This is a genomic window from Lysinibacillus sp. KCTC 33748, assembly GCF_002237755.1.
Classification (GTDB): domain Bacteria; phylum Bacillota; class Bacilli; order Bacillales_A; family Planococcaceae; genus Lysinibacillus.
Map to the genome: position 1 here is coordinate 262869 of NZ_MWSJ01000003.1, position 20813 is coordinate 283681.

Sequence of the window (20813 nt, forward strand, 5' to 3'; positions counted from 1 at the left end):
GAATAAGAAGGTGAAAGTAATGGGGAAAAAACGAAAACAGCAGCAACGCGTGGATAGTAGCGTAACAGCTAGTCTACCAAAGCAGGAGGCAGTGACATTAGCCGATCAACTAGGCGGTGACGTACTAGCCAAATTAAAAGCTGCAAAGCAAGATTTAACAGTGAAAGAACAAGCCGCTGAAGAAGAGCGCCAAGCAAAGCTAGCCTTTGAGCGCAAGCAACGCGAAAAAAACAAATCGTTTGAAGAACTACTAAACGAATACGGCGATAAAGGCTCGAAATTCTAAAGAGAAACAGTGAATCCAAATGCATGCGGATTCACTGTTTTTATGTTTTATCGGAAAGATTCGAAGATTTATCGGAATTATTTATGTTTTTATCGGAATAATTATCCTCCTTGCTCAATTTTAGAGATAAATTATTATTACTATATTATTGATTTATTGATAAAATTAGAAATAATCACCAAAGGTTGAAATCAACCCACTATATGGTGATTAGTTCAAAAATTATTTAAAAAATAAAAAACGGGAGACGCTGCCAATACATATATCTCTTAATAGTTTTAGATAAATCTAAGATAGGAGAGAAAAAAATGATTGAATTAAGCACGAAAAAATTAAGAGTAATCCCATTGAACGCAAAGTATTTAGATTTACTAATTAATGAAGAAAAGACATTGGAAATAGAGTTGTCAGTGAGTAGTAATGAAGTTTTTCTTGATGAAGAATTAAGACAAGCTTTGAAGTTTAGACTATCAAAAGTATTAGAAGATGAAGAAAATTATATTTGGTACACGAATTGGGTAATCGTATCGAAAGAAAAAAACTGTATCGTTGGTGGCATTATGTTAAAAGGTCTACCGAATGAGCAAGGTGAAGTCGTAATCGGATATTATACATTTCCACAGTATCAGGGAAAGGGATACATGACGGAAACTGTTAGGGTGATGAAAGATTGGTTACTTAGTCAATCTCATGTTAAGTATGTGATTGCTGACACTGATAAAAATAATATTGCCTCCCATAAAGTATTACAAAAAGCAGGTGCAACGTTATATTCAGAATCTGAAAAACTATATTTCTGGAGATTCTAATAATATCAATTAAAAGGCAAAGGGTGCTTTTAACGCGCCCTTTGTCTATTAAATATCTTCCTCATCAACACGACAATCCCAACAAATACAACTGCTCCAGCGGTATCCAAAATAACATCCTGTCCGCTCATCGTGCGTCCGGGTGTGAAGCTTTGACGTAGCTCATCAAGCGTTGCAATAATAGCTGTCCCGGCAATAGCGATTCCTGCGGCAAATCGACGCTTTCCCCATGCAAAGTAAATGCCAAGTGCGATGCAGCCGAATCCAGCAAAATGCGTGAATTTCCGAATTAAAAATTCTACAAACTTAAAGTAACCACGCTCTTCAACGGAAACAACTGTATCCCAATAAGGAATTTTTAAAACAGATAATTGCTTTTCAAACGGCTTATTTGCTAATATCTGCTCTAATTCAGGAATAATAGACTGTTGTTCATAGGTCATACTAGAGGAAATCGCAAGTACTACTAAAAATACGATTAAGATAAGCCATTTTTTCATCGGTGATCCATATATTGTTCGGCTTTCGTTAGCTCTTTGATAGCTTTAAAATCTGTTATCGAATCAATTTTTTCATAGGCAGCTAGTGTTTGCGCCAGCTGTTCTTGTGAGCTTGCACCGATTACTGTTGAGGCGATAGTAGATTCCTTTAGATTAGAAGCGATTGCTAGTGCATGTAAATCGTCATAATGTGAAGCTAAACCTGTTAATGTTGCAGTTAATTCGTCCGCTGTGTAAGTGTTAAAGCCATTGACACGCTGTAAACGTTCTTTCCAACTATTCGTTAGTAACCCCTTTGCAACAGTCCCACGCGTTACAACGGAAGCCCCTTCTTTTGCGATAAAGTCGAGCCATTCCTCTGGACGACGATCTAAAGCACTATATTGCATCATGACACTTTTTGCAGAGCTTGCTGGTAAAAAACGCTTTAGTACATTTGGTCGAATAGAGGAAATACCATATTCTCGAATTAATCCATCCTTTTTCAAATCTTCAAAAGTGTCGATAATTCCATCCCAATCGTCCTCTATAGTACCGCCATGTAACTGGTAAACATCAATATAGTCAGTACCTAGACGTTTTAAGCTAGCGTGTAAAGCCTCCTTTATATAGGACGGAGATGCATCCCAATGCCAACCTTCTACACCTTCTGTCCATCGATTACCCACTTTCGTCGCGACTAGTACATCTTGACGACGCTTTCCTAAAATAGCGCCGATCATTTCTTCATTTGCCCCAAAATCATATAAATCGGCTGTATCGATGTAATTAATGCCTGCATCTAATGCCATATCGACGATTTTAGAAGCCTTTATCTTATCTGTCGAAAGAGACATGCCCCCTAAACTAATCTCTGAAATAAACAATTCACTTGAGCCAAGCTGTCTTCTTTTCATACTAATGCCCTCCTTCGATTTCTCTACTTGTAATGGTACAATGAACATATCTGAAGAACAAGCGAGGTTATAGTCAATGAAAAAGTTTGAAGAAAAAACGACAAAGACTACATCCATTTATGACGGGAAAATTGTGAAATTTCAAGTTGACGATGTCACTTTACCGAATGGTAATGTTGCAAAAAGGGAGATTATTAAACATCCTGGTGCGGTGGCAGTTATTGCTGTTACCGATGAAGGAAAGTTAGTATTAGTGGAGCAATATCGCAAAGCTTTAGAACGTTCAATTGTTGAAATTCCAGCTGGTAAGCTTGAACCTGGTGAGGAGCCGATTGTGACGGCGCGACGTGAACTGGAGGAAGAAACAGGTTACGGTGCACAAAGCTTAACGTATTTACAAGCGTTTGCAACATCCCCGGGCTTCGCAGATGAGATCATCCATCTATTTGTAGCAAAAGATTTATATACAATTGAAAACAAAGCAGATCTAGATGAGGATGAATTTGTCGAATTAGTAGAAGTTTCGTTGGAAGAGGCGAGGCAAATGGTTGCAGATGAGCGTATATACGATGCTAAGACAGCGTTTGCAGTACTTTGGCTTGCAGCACAATAAGATAATAATCTTTTGCATAATAGAAGCGGACGAGCATAAGCTGTACAAACCTTGATAGAAAAGGAGCATGTTTATGTCTCGTACGGTGTCTATATTTTATCACGCATCTATTATTGCGGTGAGTTTCGTTTGTGGCGTTATCTTATTTCATATTATTGGTGGGCCGAATGCGGAGCCTTTTATTTCATTTATAGAGCCTCGTTTAATAAATGGGGACAGGCATTCTCTATTTCGTTTAGTGTTACCTGTTGCTGTTTCAATCGCTCTTATATTATTGCTTGCAACACATAGTCTCCTGAAGGTTTTAGTACGTGTTACAGTGGCGATACGAGCAACCTTTTTTGGCTTTAGCTCGGTTTTTTTATTACAAAAACTTGAAGCTTTCTGGGTTTATACGATTTGGTGGTTTCCATTTCAGCTCATCTATTGTATATTGTTGCTAGTCCTATGTAATTTACTTGTACCAGCTTGGTCAAAAAGAAAAATCGGAAAAATGATACATGGTCGGACAATTTTGTTGAATTTTTTCGCATTTTTCATCATAATAGTGGCTGAGTTTATTGTTATTTCTTATGTGATTAAATAATAGATACAATTCACGGGAATTTAACTTCTTTCAGCTGGTGTCCTAAAATCTGTACCTGTCGCTACGCTTTCGGTACAAAAGACATTCGCTGAAATAAAGGAACTCAGTCTAAAAACGCCACGTTCTGTGGTGACGACTGAGTGACCAACATCACGTTGGCCCAAAGCCTCCGGACGCAATTATGCCGAGGCATAATTGATTGTCAGGTAAAAACATACAAAAGCAAATTCGAAATCTACTCACTACCTTGTAATAGGATTTATTCCTTTGGTATAATGGGAAGAGTTTAGGGGGGCGTCACATGGAGAGCCGAATAGATCGTATAAAAAAACAGTTGCATAGTGCTAGTTATAAGCTGACGCCGCAGCGAGAAGCAACAGTTGCTGTACTGCTTGAGCACGAGGAAGACCATCTAAGTGCAGAAGATGTTTACCTTTTAGTAAAAGAAAAAGCACCAGAAATTGGTCTAGCGACTGTCTATAGAACGTTAGAATTACTAACTGAGCTCAAAATTGTCGACAAAATCAACTTTGGCGATGGCGTTTCACGCTATGATTTACGCCAAGAGGGAGCTGCGCATTTCCACCATCATCTTGTTTGTATCGAATGTGGTGCGGTTGATGAAATTCAGGAAGATTTACTTGAAGATGTGGAAGCCGTTGTTGAAAGACGTTGGAATTTTATTATAAAGGACCATCGATTAACTTTCCACGGCATTTGCTGGCGCTGTCATGATAAAAACGACGAAGTATCAGAAGAAAAGTAAAAAAGACGTCCCAAAAAGTTTTATGACTTTTTGGGACGTTTTTTTAATCTGAAATTTTAGTTTTAATAACTTTTGAACGGTCTTGGATGTCTGTAATCAGTAATCTATTATTTGATAGTTTCATTGTGTAACGTTTTTCGCGCTGGTATGACCAAGTACCATCTTCTGTTAGGTAAAAATCAAAAATTTCCGTCGAATCAAGAATGATTGTGGATGGATCCGTAGCATATACCTTGTCAATCATATTAGACTTAAAATCATAGGAATAGTAATCAAATGTGATATGATCCGTTACGAATTTACTGTAATCTCTTCGTATTTGTGTACCCTCTAAAAAATAATCCTGAACATAACTAAAATCAGCATTATCTAAAGCGTACTTGTAGTTATTACGAAAATCATAGAAGAGGGAGCGAGCCACGTCTTCATATTCAGAAAGGAAAGTATCCAATGCTTGTTGATTTGCTTTTTTTTCGGCTTCAGCTCTTTGTTTAGTCTGTATAGAGCCAAATTGAAGATGATGTTGCGGATTATTTAATGTTATTATTTCGGATTTCTCTTCTTGACCATCTTGTCCTTTTTTAACAGCATGTACTTTAACAGAATCATCTAGTTTTGCAGTGAAAAGCTTAACATCTTGTGCTTTTTTTTCCGTACTTTTTCCGTTGATAAATACAATTGCATCTTCAATATCAGATGTAAGATGTACCTGATAATCTGCAAGATCTATTGAAAGCATCTTTTTGTTCTCTTCATTATTAGAAATTATTAGCTGATCTTTAATTTCATTTTGAAAATATTCATCTTTTAACGCTAAACTATAATTGTAAATTCCAGGGGCGAACTTACCAATTTTTTCTGTTTCATTAGATAAATCAGTAGATACCAATTCCCCTAATTTAAATTTTGTGTCAAGTTTAACTGGACTAATAGTATGTACACTTAATTCAATTGGTTGAATATCAAATGTATATTTTTTGTAGAATATTAAGAAATTGTTTTCTTTTATCGTAATTAGTTTCGAATCATCCTTATTTGTTACAGGTTCGGTATATCCTTTTTCCATATATTCATTCAAATTTTCCTCTAACACAGGATTAATATTTTTTGTCCAATTTTGATCCTTCATATAGTTATAAAATGCCTTATTATCAATGATTGTATCTTCAGGAAATCGGAATGATTGGGCGAATTTTTCATAATTTTCATCAGAAAAATAATTGTTCAAATCAGCTAGCTGTTTTTTAGGGTCTATCTGGCTTTTAATAATAAAATGCCCACCGATTAGCAATGCTAGTATAGCAAAAATACTACTAATGATAACCTTTTTTGTTGTGCTCATAGGTTCTTTTTTGTGGGATGTTTCAGAGAAATAGCTTTGTTGTTTAGGGATGTTTGCTATAATTTCTGATTCTTCAGAACGAGTAGGTGAGAGTTTAGTACCGCATTCTAAACAAAATTTCTCGTTCGATATTACTTGTTTTCCACAACTCTGACATTCGCGCATTATAAAACTCCTTTTTTGTAAATATAATATAAATATACCATGTAAAATGGAAGAATAAAGAATAACTTATTGAAAAAATAATAAAAAATGGATACTATTAGGGATGATAACAACAGAAATAGTGAAGGAAGTGTATATATGATTGAAATGAAAGATATAAGTACAATGGAGTTGAAGGATTTAAAAAATGGCTTGAGATTGGCGAAAGATAAGCGAATGGAACTGATTGTTAAATTAGGAGAATTGGTTCATTTACAATTATTAAATCAAAAACTCAATCATGATGAATTGTCAGAAATTTCTTTGGGGATTGCGTCGCAGGATCGCTTAATCTACCGATATGGTAAGCAGATAACAAATATAAACGCGGCATCACAACAGTGTTCAAAATGCATGCAACAACTTGGCGAGAATGCAAAATTCTGCGGGAATTGTGGTACATTGAATCCTACTTATATTGATCCAAATACTGTGTATAAATCATGCCAAAGCTGTTCTGAAGAAATACATGAATCTGCTCTATTTTGTCCATGCTGTGGAATGAAACAGGGGGCACTATAATGACTTGTAGGCATTGTCACGAGCAACATCCCAATTATTTTACATATTGCCCTAAAACAAATGGGGTTATTGAGAAAGAGCCATTTAAACATACATATGCAACGAATGATTTTTGCTTATCTTGTGGCACAAAAAACGAAGAATCAGGCTCGTTTTGTAGTCAATGTGGTGAGATAACTATTAAAAGAGTTGAGCAAAAAACGACATTCAATAAGGTAATAAGCGAAACGTTAAAAAATGTGAATGTACCAAACATGGGGAATATAAAAGGTCAAGAATTAAAGAATGCATCAAAGGAAAAAGTGAATTTCTTTAAAAATAACCCATTATTTTTTGTTCCTATTGTTGTGTCCATTTTGTTAATATTTATGTTTACATTCATTGCGAAAAATAGCTTTCTAGATGTAGTAACGGCTGATTTAGATCATGAACAATCAGCAATCGTTAAAGCAATTATGAGTGACCCTTCAGAGCTAGAGGATAAGATATATAAGGAGTCTGGTATCAAACTAAGTATACCTAAAATACTCTCACTTCCAAGCTTAGTGACAGTGGTTCATAATGTTAAAGCAGAATGGAATGTTGTTTTAGACGCAGGTTTTACTAATAATTCTATACATATATCTATGGACAATGTGTTATTTGGGCTAATGCTCATTCCTTTTATTGCTTTAGCAATAGGTGGTGTTATTTACGGTATTCTTGCACGTAAAAAAAATTGGTCTTTATATCAAGGGATTGTTTATTCAACAATTGTGTATGTTATTGTGATGTTAGTTGTCTCTTTCATATCAAAGTTCAGTACAAAGCTTGGTCAAGTAGAAACTAAAGGGCTATTTATGATTGAGGCGTCAATGGATTATTCAGCTTTGGATATGATTTTCTCAGCGACTATTTTATCAATTGTAATATTTGGGTTTGCTGCAATTTTAACTTATTTTAATAAATCTATTTTTGAAAAATTGAGCTATCAAGTAAAATATGTGCAGTATGCTATGTTTTCTGTAGCCATTACATTTATTGGGTTGCTTATTAATTTCTCAAACATTTATTTTAGTTTGGATAAAAAGGTTTTAGAATCAGAAACTGTTTCAATTTTTAGCAGTATTTATATGGGAACTTGGAATTGGATATGTACGTTCTTTTCAAAGCTGCATATGAATACATCACTAGATGGTTTTTCAGAGAACATCACTTACAGCCTTTTTGATAATGAAAAATCTGAAGTATATCAGTCTTATTTTTATAATAGTTTATTTGAAGGGGAAAAATATTCGTTATTGCCATCATTTATTTTAGTACTAATTACGATCGTATTGATTAGTGCAGCTGGCTATATATTATATATTGTCCATCGTATGAATTGGAAAGAATGTTTAATTTTTGCAGGTATGTTCACAGCGTTACAGTTAATGATTATTTATTTTGTGAATATCCAGCTCGATTTTGCAGCTTCCGATGGTTACATCCAGTTTTCATTTTCATTTGAAATCATTTTGACAGCTTTACTTGTTTTGATCGTCTCTTCAGCAAGTTTTGCCGCAGGTGGTTATTTGCGACAGTATCAATTAAAAAAATAAATAGACTACCTCTCTTACACGATGCGTGAAGGGAGGTTTTTTTTGTAGAGCAAGCATTTGGTTTATTGAACATGTTAATATGGAAGATAGTAGAATGTTAAGGGGGCGCTATGATGAATGAATTTCAATATGCAATAGAGGATTATATCCATTTTATCCAAGTAGAGCGACAATTATCTGATAATACATTAGCATCCTATCGCCGAGACTTAGAAAATTACGTGAATTTTTTGCGGGAAACGGAAGGGATGTCTGATTTTCGTAAAGTGGAAAGGACGACCATTTTGCGTCATTTAGAGCAGTTGCGAATGCAAGGAAAGACAAGTCGTACTGTTGCCCGCCATATTTCCTCTATTCGTAGTTTCCACCAATTTTTACTTCGAGAAAAGCGAGCTGAAACAGATCCGACAGTTCATTTAGAAATGCCAATCATTGAGCAAAAGCTACCAAATGTCCTCTCGATTGAAGAAATTGAAGCTATATTAGCGTCACCAAATCGCAGCAAGCCACAGGGCATTCGGGATGTGGCAATGCTAGAACTATTATATGGGTCAGGGATGCGAATTAGTGAGCTAATTGCATTGGATTTAACTGATATTCACCTAACGATGGGCTTTGTGCGTGTTTTTGGTAAGGGAGGCAAGGAGCGAATCATTCCCCTTGGAAAAAGCGCGCTTTCTGCATTAAGTACTTATTTAGATGGCGCACGGAGTCAATTACAAGGAAAGTACCCAAAAACGGATGCTTTTTTTATTAATCAAAGAGGAAAACGTTTAACAAGGCAAGGTTGTTGGAAATTAATGAAGGAGCACGCTTTAAAAGCAGGCATCCAACATGAACTAACGCCACATACATTACGCCATTCCTTCGCAACACATTTAGTGGAAAACGGTGCGGATTTACGTGCAGTACAGGAGATGCTTGGGCATGCGGATATTTCCACAACACAAATTTATACACATATTAGTAAATCCCGACTATCAGAGGTTTATAAGCAATTTCATCCACGTGCTTAAAATTAGTAGGAGGTCTGACCTTTATTTTTCGAGCTTTTTTGGTAAAATAGAGACATGAGAGTAGGAGGTAAAATTATGAATAAACCATTTAAGAAAATCCATGTAGTTGTATTGGACTCAGTTGGAATTGGTGAAGCTCCAGACGCAGCGAATTTTGGAGATGTAGGTTCACATACTCTTGGACATATCGCTGAAAAAATGAATGGTCTTACAATGCCACATATGGAGTCTTTCGGCTTAGCAAATATTGAACCATTACAAGGTATACAAGCTACTGACAAACCAAAAGCATTCTACGGAAAAATGCAAGAAGCATCTGTTGGTAAAGATACGATGACAGGTCACTGGGAAATTATGGGATTGAATATTGATAAACCGTTTAAGGTATATCCGGATGGGTTCCCAGCAGAGCTTATTGCAGAGCTTGAAAAACGTACAGGTCGCAAAGTTCTTTGCAATCAACCTGCAAGCGGAACACAAGTAATCGAGGACTTTGGCAAGGAGCATATGGAGACAGGAGCGATTATTGTCTATACTTCTGCTGACCCTGTTTTGCAAATTGCTGCACATGAGGAAATTATTCCATTAGAGGAATTATATAAAATTTGTGAAATTGCTCGTGAGCTAACATTACAACCAGAATATTTAGTTGGTCGTGTTATTGCTCGTCCATTTATCGGTACATCAGGAAACTTCGCGCGTACTTCTAATCGTCATGATTATGCGTTAAAACCATTTGGTCGTACAACGATGAATGTCTTACAGGATGCAGGTTTAGACGTTATCGCAATCGGGAAAATTTCTGATATTTTCAACGGTGAAGGCGTTACTGATGCAGTGCGTACGAAAAATAATACGGATGGTATGGATAAATTTGCAGAGGTAGTACGTCGTGACTTCCATGGTATAAGCTTCTTAAACTTAGTAGACTTTGATGCGAATTTTGGGCATCGTCGTGACCCTATAGGCTATGGTAACGCACTACAAGAATTTGATGCACGATTACCAGAAATTACAGAGGTAATGACAGAAGATGATCTACTAATCATTACAGCGGACCACGGAAATGACCCAACATTCCCAGGGACAGACCATACACGTGAATATGTACCGTTAATTGTTTATTCACCACGCTTTAATGGTGGTAGTGAGCTAGCACTACGTGAAACTTTTGCAGATATCGCAGCAACAGTTGCAGAAAACTTCAAAGTAGAAGCACCAAAGTTTGGTAAAAGCTTCTTGAATGATCTGAAGTAAGGGGGATTATAGATATGAATATGGCACAGCTGTTTGAAAAGAAAAAGCAAGGTAAAGAGCTATCTCAGGCTGAAATACAGTATTTTGTAGAGGGTTACACTACTGGTGCAATTCCTGATTATCAAGCAAGTTCCCTACTAATGGCAATCCGTTTATTGGGCATGACATATGATGAAACATTTTATTTAACAAAAGCAATGATAGAATCTGGAGATGTTATTGATTTATCATCTATTGAAGGTTTTAAAATTGATAAGCATTCAACTGGCGGTGTAGGTGATAAAGTTACACTAATTGTCACTCCGATCATTGCTGCACTTGATATTCCTGTTGCAAAATTCAGTGGTAAGGGTCTAGGCATTACAGGTGGGACAATCGATAAATTAGAATCGATTCGTGGCTTTAAAACAGAGCTTTCATCACAAGAATTTATCGATAATGTCAATAAACATAAAATTGCAGTTGCTGGTCAAACAGGCAACCTTGTACCAGCTGACAAAAAATTGTACGCGTTGCGAGATGTGACAGGTACTGTCGATTCCACTCCACTTATTGCCGCGTCTATCATGAGTAAGAAAATAGCAAGTGGTGCAGACGGTATTGTACTAGATGTTAAATGTGGCTCAGGTGCATTTATGAAAACAGAAGAAGAAGCACAAGTTTTAGCTGATACGATGACTGCAATCGGTGAAAAGCTAGGACGTAAAGTAGTCGCGCATATTAGTGATATGGATAATCCACTAGGTAAAATGATTGGCAATAAGCTTGAAGTAGTAGAAGCAGTTGCTTTATTAAGTGGACGTATGGACGAAACGCACGAAGATCTGCTAGATGAATGTATTATTATCTCTTCGCTGATGTATCAAGTTGCAGCTGGAGTGAATGAGGCTGAAGCAACAGCAGCTGTTAAACGCGTATTAGAAGATGGTTCAGCCGCTGCAAAATTCGAGGAATTTATCGTAGCACAGGGCGGCGATTTAGCAGATATCCTACAAAAAGACACAGCAAATAAAATAGCTGTTAAAGCATCTGCTGAAGGTACTGTAGGTACGATTAACGCACTATTAATCGGAGAAGCTAGCGTAGGTCTTGGTGCAGGCCGATTAACGAAGGAATCAGTGCTTGACTATGATGCCGGTATCCAATTAGTTGCCAAAAAAGGCGACCAAGTTCGTACTGGCGAGACGATTGCTTATTTATATTCAAATGGTCAAATTGATGAGGAAACAATCGAAAAAGTACAGAAAGCTTATACAATTGCATAAATACTATGAAGCGAGAATTCTCTTTAATAAAAGGGGATTCTCGCTTTTTTTTGTTCTGAAAAGCGAAGGGGGAAGCGGTGGAACGGAGAGTTAGAGCGGCGGGAAGAAGGGCTGAAGCGACGGAAAGAAGCCAGAGCGACGGAAAGAAGAGTCCAGGCGACGGAAGAAAAGCTGAAGTCGTGGATAGAATGGTCAAAGCCGTGGTTAGAACGGTTAAAACGGCGAAACGAAGTCAGAGCGATGGAAAGAAGTGGCGAACCGACGGAACGAAAAGCCGAAGCGACGGAAAGAAATGCTGATGTGACGGAAAGAAGAGCCAAAGCGACGGAAAGAAGAGCCGAAGCGACGGAAAGAAGTCAGGGCGATGGAAAGAAGTCAGAACAAAGGAAGAAAAGCCAAAGCGACGGAATGAAAAGCCGAAACGACGAAACGAAAAGCCGAAACGATGGAAAGAAGTCAGAACAAAGGAAGAAAAGCCAAAATCGTGGATAGAACGTTCAAAAACGTGGATAGAGCAGCCAAAAACGTGGATAGAACCGCCATCCCCGCTCCATCGGACAAAACTTCTACCTCCGGCGGCCATCCCCGCTCCGCCCACCCCTGCTCCGGCGGCCATCCCCGCTCCGCCCACCCCTGCTCCGGCGGCCACCCCCACCCCCGCCAAATTTCTACTCACGCCTCTAACATAATAATAATTCTTATGAAAAGTGTCAGCTATGTTTAAAAAATGTTGATTTATCCCATACTGCAATTAACCTAAAAAGCTATAAGTATGTCGATTTGCCACTATTTCGGAAGACTTTGCACTAGTTCTGTCAGCCGCAAGGAATCACCACATTGAATGTGGAATTGCACGAGGAGGAGGCGATGTTCATGCATTTTCAGTTAGAAATGGTAACAAGAGAGACAGTGGTTATACGTTTATTTGGGGAGCTCGATCATCATGCGGTAGAGCAAATTCGAGCTAAAATTTCTACAGCAATTTTTCAAGGTACTGTAACAACTATTATTTGGAATTTAGAGGGGCTTTCTTTTATGGATAGTTCAGGTGTAGGTTTAGTGCTTGGTCGGATGCGTGAGTTAGAGGCAGTCGCTGGGCGGACGATATTATTGAATCCATCGCCGACAATGCGAAAAGTATTTCAATTTTCAGGTTTAGGGCCGTGGATGATGGAAGCAACAGAAGAAGAAGCAATTGATCGAGTTAGGGGGATTGTAAATGGATAACGAAATGACATTAACTTTTTTAGCAATTAGTGAAAATGAGGCCTTAGCGCGTGTAGCTGTGACAGGATTTATCGCACAATTAGATCCAACTATTGATGAGCTATCCGAATTTAAAACGGTTGTTTCAGAGGCCGTTTCTAATGCCATTATTCACGGTTATGAAGAGGATGGTAAGGGCGTTGTTACAGTTCATGCAAAACGTGAGGATGATATTGTAACGGTGTCTGTTTTGGATAAAGGTATTGGCATTGCGGATGTAAGCCAAGCAATGGAGCCGTTATTTACGACGAAAAGCGCGATGGAACGTTCAGGTATGGGCTTTACCATTATGGATAGTTTTTCAGATCAGTTGACAGTCATGTCTAAGTGGCAAGAAGGTACAACCGTCACATTTACGAAGAAATTTTACTCGGTTCGCACACCGGTAATGTGAGGATGCGATTGTGAAGCCGCTAGAACAGTCGTCCGATAAGCTATTGTCACAGGGAGAAATGCGAGATTTAATTGCACGTGCACAACAGGGTGATCATGAGGCTCGTAAACGAATGATTGAAGGGAATACGAGGCTTGTGTGGTCTATTGTCCAACGCTTTACAAGCAGGGGCGTGGAGCTCGAGGATTTGTTTCAAATTGGATGCATTGGGCTTATGAAGTCTGTGGATAAATTTGATCTAACGTATGATGTTAAATTTTCGACATATGCTGTACCAATGATCATCGGAGAAATTCAGCGCTTTCTAAGGGATGATGGAATGGTGAAGGTTAGCCGTTCTATTCGTGAGCTTAATTTTAAAATTCGTCATGCAACTGATGAATTTATTAAAAATAATGAGCATCCACCAACCATACATGAATTAGCGCAGGTTCTTGATGTTACAACTGAGGAAATTGTAACAGCTTCAGATGCATTGAGAGATCCAGCTTCCTTGCATGAACAATTGTATGAGAGTGAAGGGGATTCTATTACATTAATGGATCAGATGAAGGACGAAAAATCTGAGCAGCCATTTGACTATATTCCACTAAAAGAGGTACTCACAAGGCTTGAGCCTAGAGAGCAATCCATTATTTATTTACGATATTTCTCAGATTGTACCCAAACTGAAATTGCCAACAGGCTAGGTATATCACAAGTTCAGGTATCACGATTAGAGAAAAAAATTCTTGCCCAATTGAAAACTTGGATGGCCACAAGTGCCACAGTTGAAGAGGAAGAAGTAAAAAAAGACATTTAAGAAAATGGTGACAGCATGACAGATAAAGATAAACTATTTAACAGCTTAGAAGAAGCCGAAGATTTTCTTAAAGAACAGTTTGGAGACGGCGAATCATTTGACATTAGTATAAAGCATCTATTTGTCAAAGATTTGCCGGTTCTTTGCGCATATGTAACCGGACTTGTGGATGGAGTTGTGTTAACACAATTACTCTCTAATATGTTACCTGATGAGGACGTTGATATTGAGGATGAAAAGGAGTATTTTGAAGCCTATTTCAATTACCAAGGTCGTTCAGAGGAAACCAAACGTGAAGCCATTTTATTAGCCATATTAAGTGGACAGGTAGTCTTTATAACTAAAGGTGGTTACGGCTATGTTGCAGAGATACGAAGCTATCCGGGTCGTACCCCTGAGGAGCCTGACAATGAAAAGGTTATTCGTGGATCTAGGGATGGCTTTGTTGAAGGTATTTCTCAAAATACTGCTTTGATTCGTCGACGAATTCGCAATAGTAATTTACGTTTCGAGCTACATAAAATATCCGAAATCGGTCAAACCGATGTCGCTCTAGCGTTTATAAAAGGTATTGCGAATGATGAAACGCTCGATAAATTGCGACATCGCATTGCGCAAATTCATCATGATGGTTTGACTATGACGGATAAATCACTAGAAGAATGGCTGTTTAAACAGAAGTTTCATCCAGTTCCTTTTGTACGTTATACGGAACGACCAGATATTACCGCAGCCCATTTACTTGAAGGCCATATAGCCATTATTGTCGATACGTCACCTTCTGTCATTCTCGTACCTGCAACTGCTTTTCATTTGTTGCAGCATGCGGAGGAGTATAGGCAGGCACCATCAGTCGGAACCTTTGTCCGTTTTATGCGCTATTTTGGGGCGTTTACGGGTTTATTATTATTGCCTATGTGGTATTTATTTGCAACACACGGGATACATTTACCAGATGAGCTATCCTTTTTAGGTGCTAAGGAAAAATCACATATCCCACTTTTGCTACAAGTACTTATTGGCGATATTGGGATAGAATTTTTGAGGATGGCCGCCATTCATACCCCATCACCATTATCCACTGCGATGGGGTTGGTTGCGGGTATAACTATTGGTCAGATTGCTATTGATGTTGGGGTATTCTCGCCGGAAGTTGTGTTATATACAGCGGTTTCAGCTATTCTGACATTTATTATTCCGTCTTATGAGCTGGGTATCTCCATTAAACTCTTTAGAATATTGCTGTTAATAATGACTGGAATTTGGGGAGTTAATGGTTTATTTATTGGGATATTTATATTGTTTACGTATTTATGTTCATTACGTCCGATGCAAGCGCCGTATTTATGGCCACTTATTCCGTTCTTCCCAAATGCGATGCTTCGCGTACTTATTCGTTTCCCAATGACAGCAGATGCATTGAGGCCATATGTTGTTGACTCCCAACAGCGAAAAAGATCATAGAAGCCGTTGCACTCGTTTTTTTCATGTGATAAAGTTCACATATAGTATTTTGTGATTTTTGCGAAAATTGTCTTCATTCATCAAAAGGTTCACCACATGTTAAAACACATGTGCAACTTGTTGAATGAAGCAATATCCCTCTAAATAAGGATTGTAGGCTAAATTGCCCGAAATCTTTCTAAAATGGGGTGCAATGTATCGCATGATGGAACGATGTGAAAAGGGAGAGATGCACATGCATTTATATGGAACACAAGCGATTTCTGAAGATGGTCATTTAACGATTGGACAGGTAGATACATTAGAGCTTGCAAAAGAATATGGTACACCTTTATTTGTGTATGATACAGCACTTATTCGTAAGCGTGCACGCGGCTTTATAGATACGTTTAAAAAACTAGGTGTAAAAGCAGAAGTAGCTTATGCTTCAAAAGCATTTGCATGTGTAGCTGTGTACCAATTAGCGGCAGAAGAAAATCTATCTTTAGATGTTGTCTCTGGTGGAGAATTATTTACAGCTTTAAAAGCTGGATTCCCTCCGGAGCGCATTCATTTCCACGGTAATAATAAAAGCATTGCTGAACTAGAATTAGCATTTGACTCAAAAATCGGTTGTATTGTCGTGGATAACTTCTATGAAATTCAACTTTTACAAGAAATTTCAGAGCGCCGTCAGCAAAAAATGCGTATTTTACTACGTGTCACACCAGGTGTGGAGGCACATACGCATGATTTCATTACGACAGGTCAAGCGGATTCAAAATTTGGCTTCGACTTAAATAATGGTCAAGCAGATGAGGCTTTCCAACAAACTTTTAAGCATGAATACCTAGAACTTCTAGGATTACACTGCCATATTGGCTCTCAAATTTTTGACACAGCGGGCTTTGGTTTAGCAGGAGAAAAACTAATTGATAAAATTTCGGATTGGAACAAGACTCACGATTTTACGTGTACTGTGTTAAACTTAGGTGGGGGCTTCGGAATTCGTTATACAGAGGAAGATGCACCGCTTGAGCCACAAGTATATGTAGAGGATATGATTACAGTTGTAAAGACTAAAGCGACTGTACTTGGTCTAATGATGCCAGAAATTTGGATTGAACCAGGGCGATCACTTGTAGGGGATGCAGGAACATCTCTTTATACAATTGGTTCACAAAAAACAGTACCTAATGTTCGTAAATATATTGCTGTCGATGGTGGTATGAGTGATAATATCCGTCCGGCTTTATATGATGCGAAGTACGAAGCGGTCATTGCGAGTAAAGCAGATGAATCGAAAAGTGAAACATATACAGTGGCTGGTAAACTTTGTGAATCAGGTGATAAATTAATTATTGATGCTAAGCTTCAGGAAGCAGCTTCTGGTGATGTGCTAGCAATCTTCTGTACTGGTGCGTATGGATATTCTATGGCGAGTAACTACAATCGTGTGCCACGACCAGCAGTTGTATTTGTAGAAGATGGCAAACATCAATTAGCAATTCGACGCGAAAGTTATGAAGATATTGTACAAAACGATCTCCCGCTAACGTTAAAAAAGGGTGAGTAAATATGAGAAAAAACAAATGGGTATTACTAGCGTCCATTTCAACTTTTATTTTGTTGTGGGGCGTTGTCTATTGGGTATTGGCGTCTAAAGGTATTCTCGGACCTGGTTCGTAAGACAGAAATGGACTTGCGGTAAAAGTACAAATCGTGTAGGATAATCAAAGATTATGTACAGCTAGAAAATGAGGGAATAGACAAATATGTTAATTCGATATAAGAAAGCTTTCGAGAAAATAGCAATGGGGCTACTCTCGTTTATGCCTAACGAAAAAGACATAAAAAAGCTCAAAGAGACAATCCACTCCTATGAAAATGATAATAATTGGGTTTTATATTTATGGAAAAAGAACGACGAGTATGTTGGCATTGTTGGACTTGTAACACACAATGATAATATAGCTACGATTCAACATGTTTCCGTTGTCCCTTCTTATAGAGGTGAAGGTATTGCGAAGGAAATGCTACAGGAAGTGGCAGAACTTGGTCAGTATGAAAGTGTGCTTGCAACGGAGGAAACACGTAATATTGTTCACAAATGTATAAATTGTATCGATGGAGAAGCAGACGATCATTGACGTCTGCTTTTTCTTTGTTTGCTTTCTTGACGCTCCGCAAGAATATGTGAGCGATCTCGAAGCATATGTTTATGAAGAAGATAGTTAGAGCTACTTGATGGTAAAAGCTTCATGCGAGCAAATACTAATTCCTCCAATGTAGGTGAAAGAGGAAGCTGAAATGCTTGAAAGGACTTGCCCTTCTGGGTAGCAGAAAGTGCGTCTGCTAGTTGAGTTAGTAGTATTTCGTAGTCAATTTCATCAAAAAATAAATGTCCCTTATTATATTGGAAATTTTTGAGTGCTTTTTCTAATATTCGCGCAGCGCCAATATAATTGTTTCGTCGCCAATGATATAAACCGGTTGCAAGCTGTACGTATCCAACGAGTGGGTGCTTTTTATCACCTGGAGCAATATCTTTCCAGTATTCTTCAAGGACTTCATGGCATTCAAAAAAATCGTGATTACCATTGAAAAAAGAACAGTAGTCGATAAATAAAGTATGGTGCTGTGGATGCATTTTAGACTCCTTTCTACTATACTAAAAGAACATATAATCTCAGGGTGGTAAAACAATGTCTTATGAAGTGAAATTAGAAGCCTTTTCAGGGCCTCTTGATTTATTATTACATTTAATTAACAGATTGGAAATTGATATTTATGATATTCCAATGGCAGAAATTACTCAACAATATATCGACCATATACATGCTATGCAAGTACTGGAGTTAAATGAGGCTAGTGAATATTTAGTGATGGCAGCAACATTATTGGCTATTAAAAGTCGTATGCTTTTGCCAATCCATGAAGGTGAGCTTGACGAAGCTGAATTAGAAGTCGACGGTCCAGACCCTCGTGAAGAACTAGTAATACGTTTAATAGAGTATAAGAAATATAAAGAAGCAGCAAGTAGCCTGCAAGAGCTTGAAACAGATCGGGCACAGGTATTTACACGGCCACCAGCAGATTTATCTGGATTAGCCTCAGATGAGCAAATGGCGTTATTTGATTTGAACGTCAACATTTATGACATGCTTGGAGCCTTTCAAAAACTAATGCGTCGAAAAAAATTAAAAAAACCACTAAAGACAACTGTTGCAAGACAGGAACGCTCTGTGAAAGATCAAATGCGTTCGGTTGTCGATTCATTACGATTTACTGGTGGACGTGCATCATTTTTTGAGCTATTTCCCTATGAAGATAAGCCAACACTTATTCTGACGTTTTTATCTATTCTTGAATTGATGAAACGTCAGGTAGTCATCGTAGAGCAAGATGGTAACTTTGAAGAATTAACAGTTACATTACAGAAGGAGGAATGGGATGATGACGAAAACAATGATGCTACAGAGTAAAATAGAATCCTTATTATTTGTTGTTGGAGACGATGGTTTAACTATTAAACAATTATCACAACTTTTAGTAGAACCGGAAGAGATAGTCGTAGAGAAAATGGAAGCATTGAAAACGACCTATGAAGAAGATGGATCTAGAGGAATAACGGTAAAAGAAATAGCTGGCGTTTATCAGCTTATAACAAAACCTGAACTAGCAGATACGATACAAAGATTAGTAGAAAATCCAACTGCTCAATCATTATCTCAAGCTTCACTTGAAGTATTGGCGATCGTGGCATACAAACAGCCGATTACGCGTGTAACAATTGAAGATTTACGTGGTGTGAAATGTGAAAGACCAATACAGACTCTCGCTTCTAGGGGGTTAATTAAGGAAGTGGGTCGCTCAGAAGGGACAGGACGTGCAATCTTATATGGTACAACGAAAGAATTCTTAAACTACTTTGGTTTAAATAGTATAGAAGAAATGCCGTCTTTACCTGAAGATGAGCTAGTTGAAGCAGAGCAAGAAACAGATTTATTTATGACTAAATTCCAGGAAACCTTCAGTGGAGTAAAGTAAAAAGTTCGGAATGAGTTATAGGTATAAAGCTTAGCTTGAAACATAAATATAATCTATATTTTCCTATTACTTTTAATAAGGAGTGGCTTGTTGCAACGGTTAGTACGTTTAATATTGTTCATGATAGTCGTGGTAATGTTAATGCTTCCACAAACCAGTTTGGCTCGAGGTGGTAGCGGATATGCTGTCTTAGATGGTGATACGGGTCGTGTTTTATATGAATCTAATAGCGACGCCCGGTTACCAATTGCAAGCTTAACAAAAATGTGGACAGCACTCGTTGTTATTGAAAATAGCAATCTTCAAGATGAAGTGGTTATTTCACCAAAGGCTGCAACGTCTGAGGGCTCGTCTATTTACTTGCAGGCAGGGGAAAAAGTAACGGTAGAAACACTGTTATATGGTTTGATGCTACGATCAGGAAATGACGCTGCAACAGCTTTAGCAGAGCATGTTGGAGGATCGGTAGAAGGGTTTGTAAAGTTAATGAATGAACGGGCTGTTGTGGCTGGCCTCACAAATACAGTATTTATGAACCCGTCTGGCTTGCATCATGATGAGCATTTATCGTCAGCGAGAGATACTGCTGAAATGTTGAGAATAGCTCTTCAAAATAAAACTTTCAAGAAGATTGCCTCCACAGTGTTATATCGTGCCAAAACTGAAAACGGGATGTTATGGGAAAATAAGCACCGTTTAGTACGAGAAGGATCTGGGGTTGCTATCGAAATAGACGATGAGACACAACCTGTCAGTGCATTAAAAACAGCAAAAGGTTCAGCATTTGCCGGGAAAACAGGCTTTACAAAGGTAGCTGGGCGGACACTTGCAACCGCCTTCCAAAAGGACGGGCAAACGTGTATTGTGGTCACATTGAATGAATCCGATGATTGGAATATGCATCGGAGTTTAGCTAACAAGGTTTGGGGAGATTACAGCCTTGAGACAGTAGTGAAAAAAGGAAAATATAAAGTTAATAAAAACCTATCTATTCGCTTAGAGCAACCGATTCGTTTGCAATTAAATAAAGAAGAAAAAGAAAGTGTAAGGCAAGTATTGCATGTTTCTAGAAAACGTATGGAAGGTGTACTATCCATCTTTATCGGTGAAGAGCGTATTTATGCAGTGCCAGTAAAAGTTGAATCAGCGGATCGTTAAAAGCGATACGCTGATTTTTTTTATGAGATAACGTTTGTGTGTCAATGCCAGTACCTTT

24 protein-coding genes are annotated in these 20813 nt (G+C 38.0%); 20 read left to right on the top strand and 4 right to left on the bottom strand.

Features of this window, described 5'->3' with window-relative positions; translation table 11 throughout:
- The first annotated feature begins 19 nt into the window (after positions 1 to 19).
- Positions 20 to 286 carry a YqkE family protein gene (locus B1B04_RS07010; RefSeq protein WP_079560678.1) on the top strand — a complete coding sequence of 89 codons (267 nt, stop codon included), beginning with the start codon at positions 20 to 22 and terminating at the stop codon, positions 284 to 286.
- Between the two features lie 308 nt (positions 287 to 594).
- Positions 595 to 1095 carry a GNAT family N-acetyltransferase gene (locus tag B1B04_RS07015; RefSeq protein WP_079560681.1) on the top strand — a complete coding sequence of 167 codons (501 nt, stop codon included), beginning with the start codon at positions 595 to 597 and terminating at the stop codon, positions 1093 to 1095.
- Positions 1096 to 1124: 29 nt separating this feature from the next.
- Here B1B04_RS07015 and B1B04_RS07020 read toward each other — a convergent pair whose 3' ends face one another.
- The gene (locus B1B04_RS07020; protein WP_079560683.1) at positions 1125 to 1595 is read right to left on the bottom strand and encodes a VanZ family protein; all 471 of its coding nucleotides are present in this window, start codon (positions 1593 to 1595) and stop codon (positions 1125 to 1127) included.
- Complete coding sequence (locus B1B04_RS07025; protein ID WP_079560685.1) at positions 1592 to 2491, bottom strand: aldo/keto reductase; 900 nt, start codon at positions 2489 to 2491, stop codon at positions 1592 to 1594. Before B1B04_RS07025 ends, B1B04_RS07020 begins: the two co-directional genes overlap by 4 nt.
- Positions 2492 to 2567: 76 nt before the next feature.
- Here B1B04_RS07025 and B1B04_RS07030 point away from each other — a divergent pair, with 76 nt between their 5' ends.
- The 3 genes from B1B04_RS07030 to fur all read left to right on the top strand — a co-directional run bounded on the left by B1B04_RS07030 (position 2568) and on the right by fur (position 4456).
- Positions 2568 to 3104, top strand: a complete 537-nt coding sequence (locus tag B1B04_RS07030) for an NUDIX domain-containing protein (protein ID WP_079560686.1) — start codon at positions 2568 to 2570, stop codon at positions 3102 to 3104.
- Positions 3105 to 3177: 73 nt separating this feature from the next.
- Positions 3178 to 3690 (top strand): hypothetical protein, encoded by a 513-nt coding sequence (locus B1B04_RS07035; RefSeq protein WP_079560687.1) that lies wholly within the window; start codon positions 3178 to 3180, stop codon positions 3688 to 3690.
- A 301-nt stretch (positions 3691 to 3991) separates the two neighbouring features.
- Positions 3992 to 4456: a ferric iron uptake transcriptional regulator gene (gene fur, locus B1B04_RS07040; protein ID WP_079560689.1), complete on the top strand. Its 465-nt coding sequence runs from the start codon at positions 3992 to 3994 to the stop codon at positions 4454 to 4456.
- Between the two features lie 43 nt (positions 4457 to 4499).
- On the opposite strand, the gene B1B04_RS07045 is transcribed toward fur, so the two are convergent.
- Complete coding sequence (locus B1B04_RS07045; RefSeq protein WP_079560692.1) at positions 4500 to 5963, bottom strand: TcaA 3rd/4th domain-containing protein; 1464 nt, start codon at positions 5961 to 5963, stop codon at positions 4500 to 4502.
- Positions 5964 to 6101: 138 nt separating this feature from the next.
- Between B1B04_RS07045 and B1B04_RS07050 the strand changes: the two genes are divergently transcribed.
- From B1B04_RS07050 to B1B04_RS07110, 12 genes are all read left to right on the top strand, one after another.
- Positions 6102 to 6524, top strand: coding sequence for a zinc ribbon domain-containing protein (locus B1B04_RS07050; RefSeq protein WP_079560694.1), 423 nt, complete (start codon positions 6102 to 6104; stop codon positions 6522 to 6524).
- Entirely contained in the window at positions 6524 to 8104 is a 1581-nt protein-coding gene (locus B1B04_RS07055; RefSeq protein WP_079560696.1) for a zinc ribbon domain-containing protein, read from the top strand. The genes B1B04_RS07050 and B1B04_RS07055 overlap by 1 nt, the downstream gene beginning before the upstream one ends.
- A gap of 113 nt (positions 8105 to 8217) precedes the next feature.
- On the top strand, positions 8218 to 9120 hold the full coding sequence (gene xerD, locus B1B04_RS07060) for a site-specific tyrosine recombinase XerD (protein ID WP_079560699.1): 903 nt from the start codon (positions 8218 to 8220) through the stop codon (positions 9118 to 9120).
- 75 nt (positions 9121 to 9195) lie between these two features.
- Entirely contained in the window at positions 9196 to 10377 is a 1182-nt protein-coding gene (gene deoB, locus B1B04_RS07065) for a phosphopentomutase (RefSeq protein ID WP_079560702.1), read from the top strand.
- A 14-nt stretch (positions 10378 to 10391) separates the two neighbouring features.
- Complete coding sequence (locus B1B04_RS07070; RefSeq protein WP_079560704.1) at positions 10392 to 11642, top strand: thymidine phosphorylase; 1251 nt, start codon at positions 10392 to 10394, stop codon at positions 11640 to 11642.
- Positions 11643 to 11882: 240 nt separating this feature from the next.
- Complete coding sequence (locus B1B04_RS25575) at positions 11883 to 12134, top strand: hypothetical protein (protein WP_170938917.1); 252 nt, start codon at positions 11883 to 11885, stop codon at positions 12132 to 12134.
- 381 nt (positions 12135 to 12515) lie between these two features.
- Positions 12516 to 12869, top strand: a complete 354-nt coding sequence (gene spoIIAA, locus B1B04_RS07085) for an anti-sigma F factor antagonist (RefSeq protein WP_079560712.1) — start codon at positions 12516 to 12518, stop codon at positions 12867 to 12869.
- Positions 12862 to 13302 (top strand): anti-sigma F factor, encoded by a 441-nt coding sequence (gene spoIIAB, locus B1B04_RS07090; protein ID WP_079560714.1) that lies wholly within the window; start codon positions 12862 to 12864, stop codon positions 13300 to 13302. Before spoIIAA ends, spoIIAB begins: the two co-directional genes overlap by 8 nt.
- 10 nt (positions 13303 to 13312) lie before the next feature.
- Positions 13313 to 14104: an RNA polymerase sporulation sigma factor SigF gene (gene sigF, locus B1B04_RS07095; protein ID WP_079560716.1), complete on the top strand. Its 792-nt coding sequence runs from the start codon at positions 13313 to 13315 to the stop codon at positions 14102 to 14104.
- Between the two features lie 15 nt (positions 14105 to 14119).
- The gene (locus B1B04_RS07100; protein ID WP_079560719.1) at positions 14120 to 15568 is read left to right on the top strand and encodes a spore germination protein; all 1449 of its coding nucleotides are present in this window, start codon (positions 14120 to 14122) and stop codon (positions 15566 to 15568) included.
- Positions 15569 to 15803: 235 nt separating this feature from the next.
- Positions 15804 to 17123, top strand: a complete 1320-nt coding sequence (lysA, locus tag B1B04_RS07105) for a diaminopimelate decarboxylase (protein WP_079560721.1) — start codon at positions 15804 to 15806, stop codon at positions 17121 to 17123.
- 199 nt (positions 17124 to 17322) lie between these two features.
- On the top strand, positions 17323 to 17697 hold the full coding sequence (locus B1B04_RS07110) for a GNAT family N-acetyltransferase (RefSeq protein ID WP_079560723.1): 375 nt from the start codon (positions 17323 to 17325) through the stop codon (positions 17695 to 17697).
- On the opposite strand, the gene B1B04_RS07115 is transcribed toward B1B04_RS07110, so the two are convergent.
- Complete coding sequence (locus B1B04_RS07115) at positions 17691 to 18197, bottom strand: DUF309 domain-containing protein (RefSeq protein ID WP_079560725.1); 507 nt, start codon at positions 18195 to 18197, stop codon at positions 17691 to 17693. The two genes, B1B04_RS07110 and B1B04_RS07115, sit on opposite strands and share 7 nt — an antisense overlap.
- A gap of 55 nt (positions 18198 to 18252) precedes the next feature.
- Here B1B04_RS07115 and B1B04_RS07120 point away from each other — a divergent pair, with 55 nt between their 5' ends.
- The 3 genes from B1B04_RS07120 (at position 18253) to B1B04_RS07130 (ending at position 20755) form a co-directional block, all read left to right on the top strand.
- Complete coding sequence (locus B1B04_RS07120; protein ID WP_079560728.1) at positions 18253 to 19032, top strand: segregation/condensation protein A; 780 nt, start codon at positions 18253 to 18255, stop codon at positions 19030 to 19032.
- Complete coding sequence (gene scpB / locus B1B04_RS07125; RefSeq protein WP_079560730.1) at positions 19004 to 19597, top strand: SMC-Scp complex subunit ScpB; 594 nt, start codon at positions 19004 to 19006, stop codon at positions 19595 to 19597. Before B1B04_RS07120 ends, scpB begins: the two co-directional genes overlap by 29 nt.
- Positions 19598 to 19687: 90 nt before the next feature.
- Positions 19688 to 20755 carry a D-alanyl-D-alanine carboxypeptidase family protein gene (locus B1B04_RS07130; RefSeq protein WP_079560734.1) on the top strand — a complete coding sequence of 356 codons (1068 nt, stop codon included), beginning with the start codon at positions 19688 to 19690 and terminating at the stop codon, positions 20753 to 20755.
- Positions 20756 to 20813 lie beyond the last annotated feature (58 nt).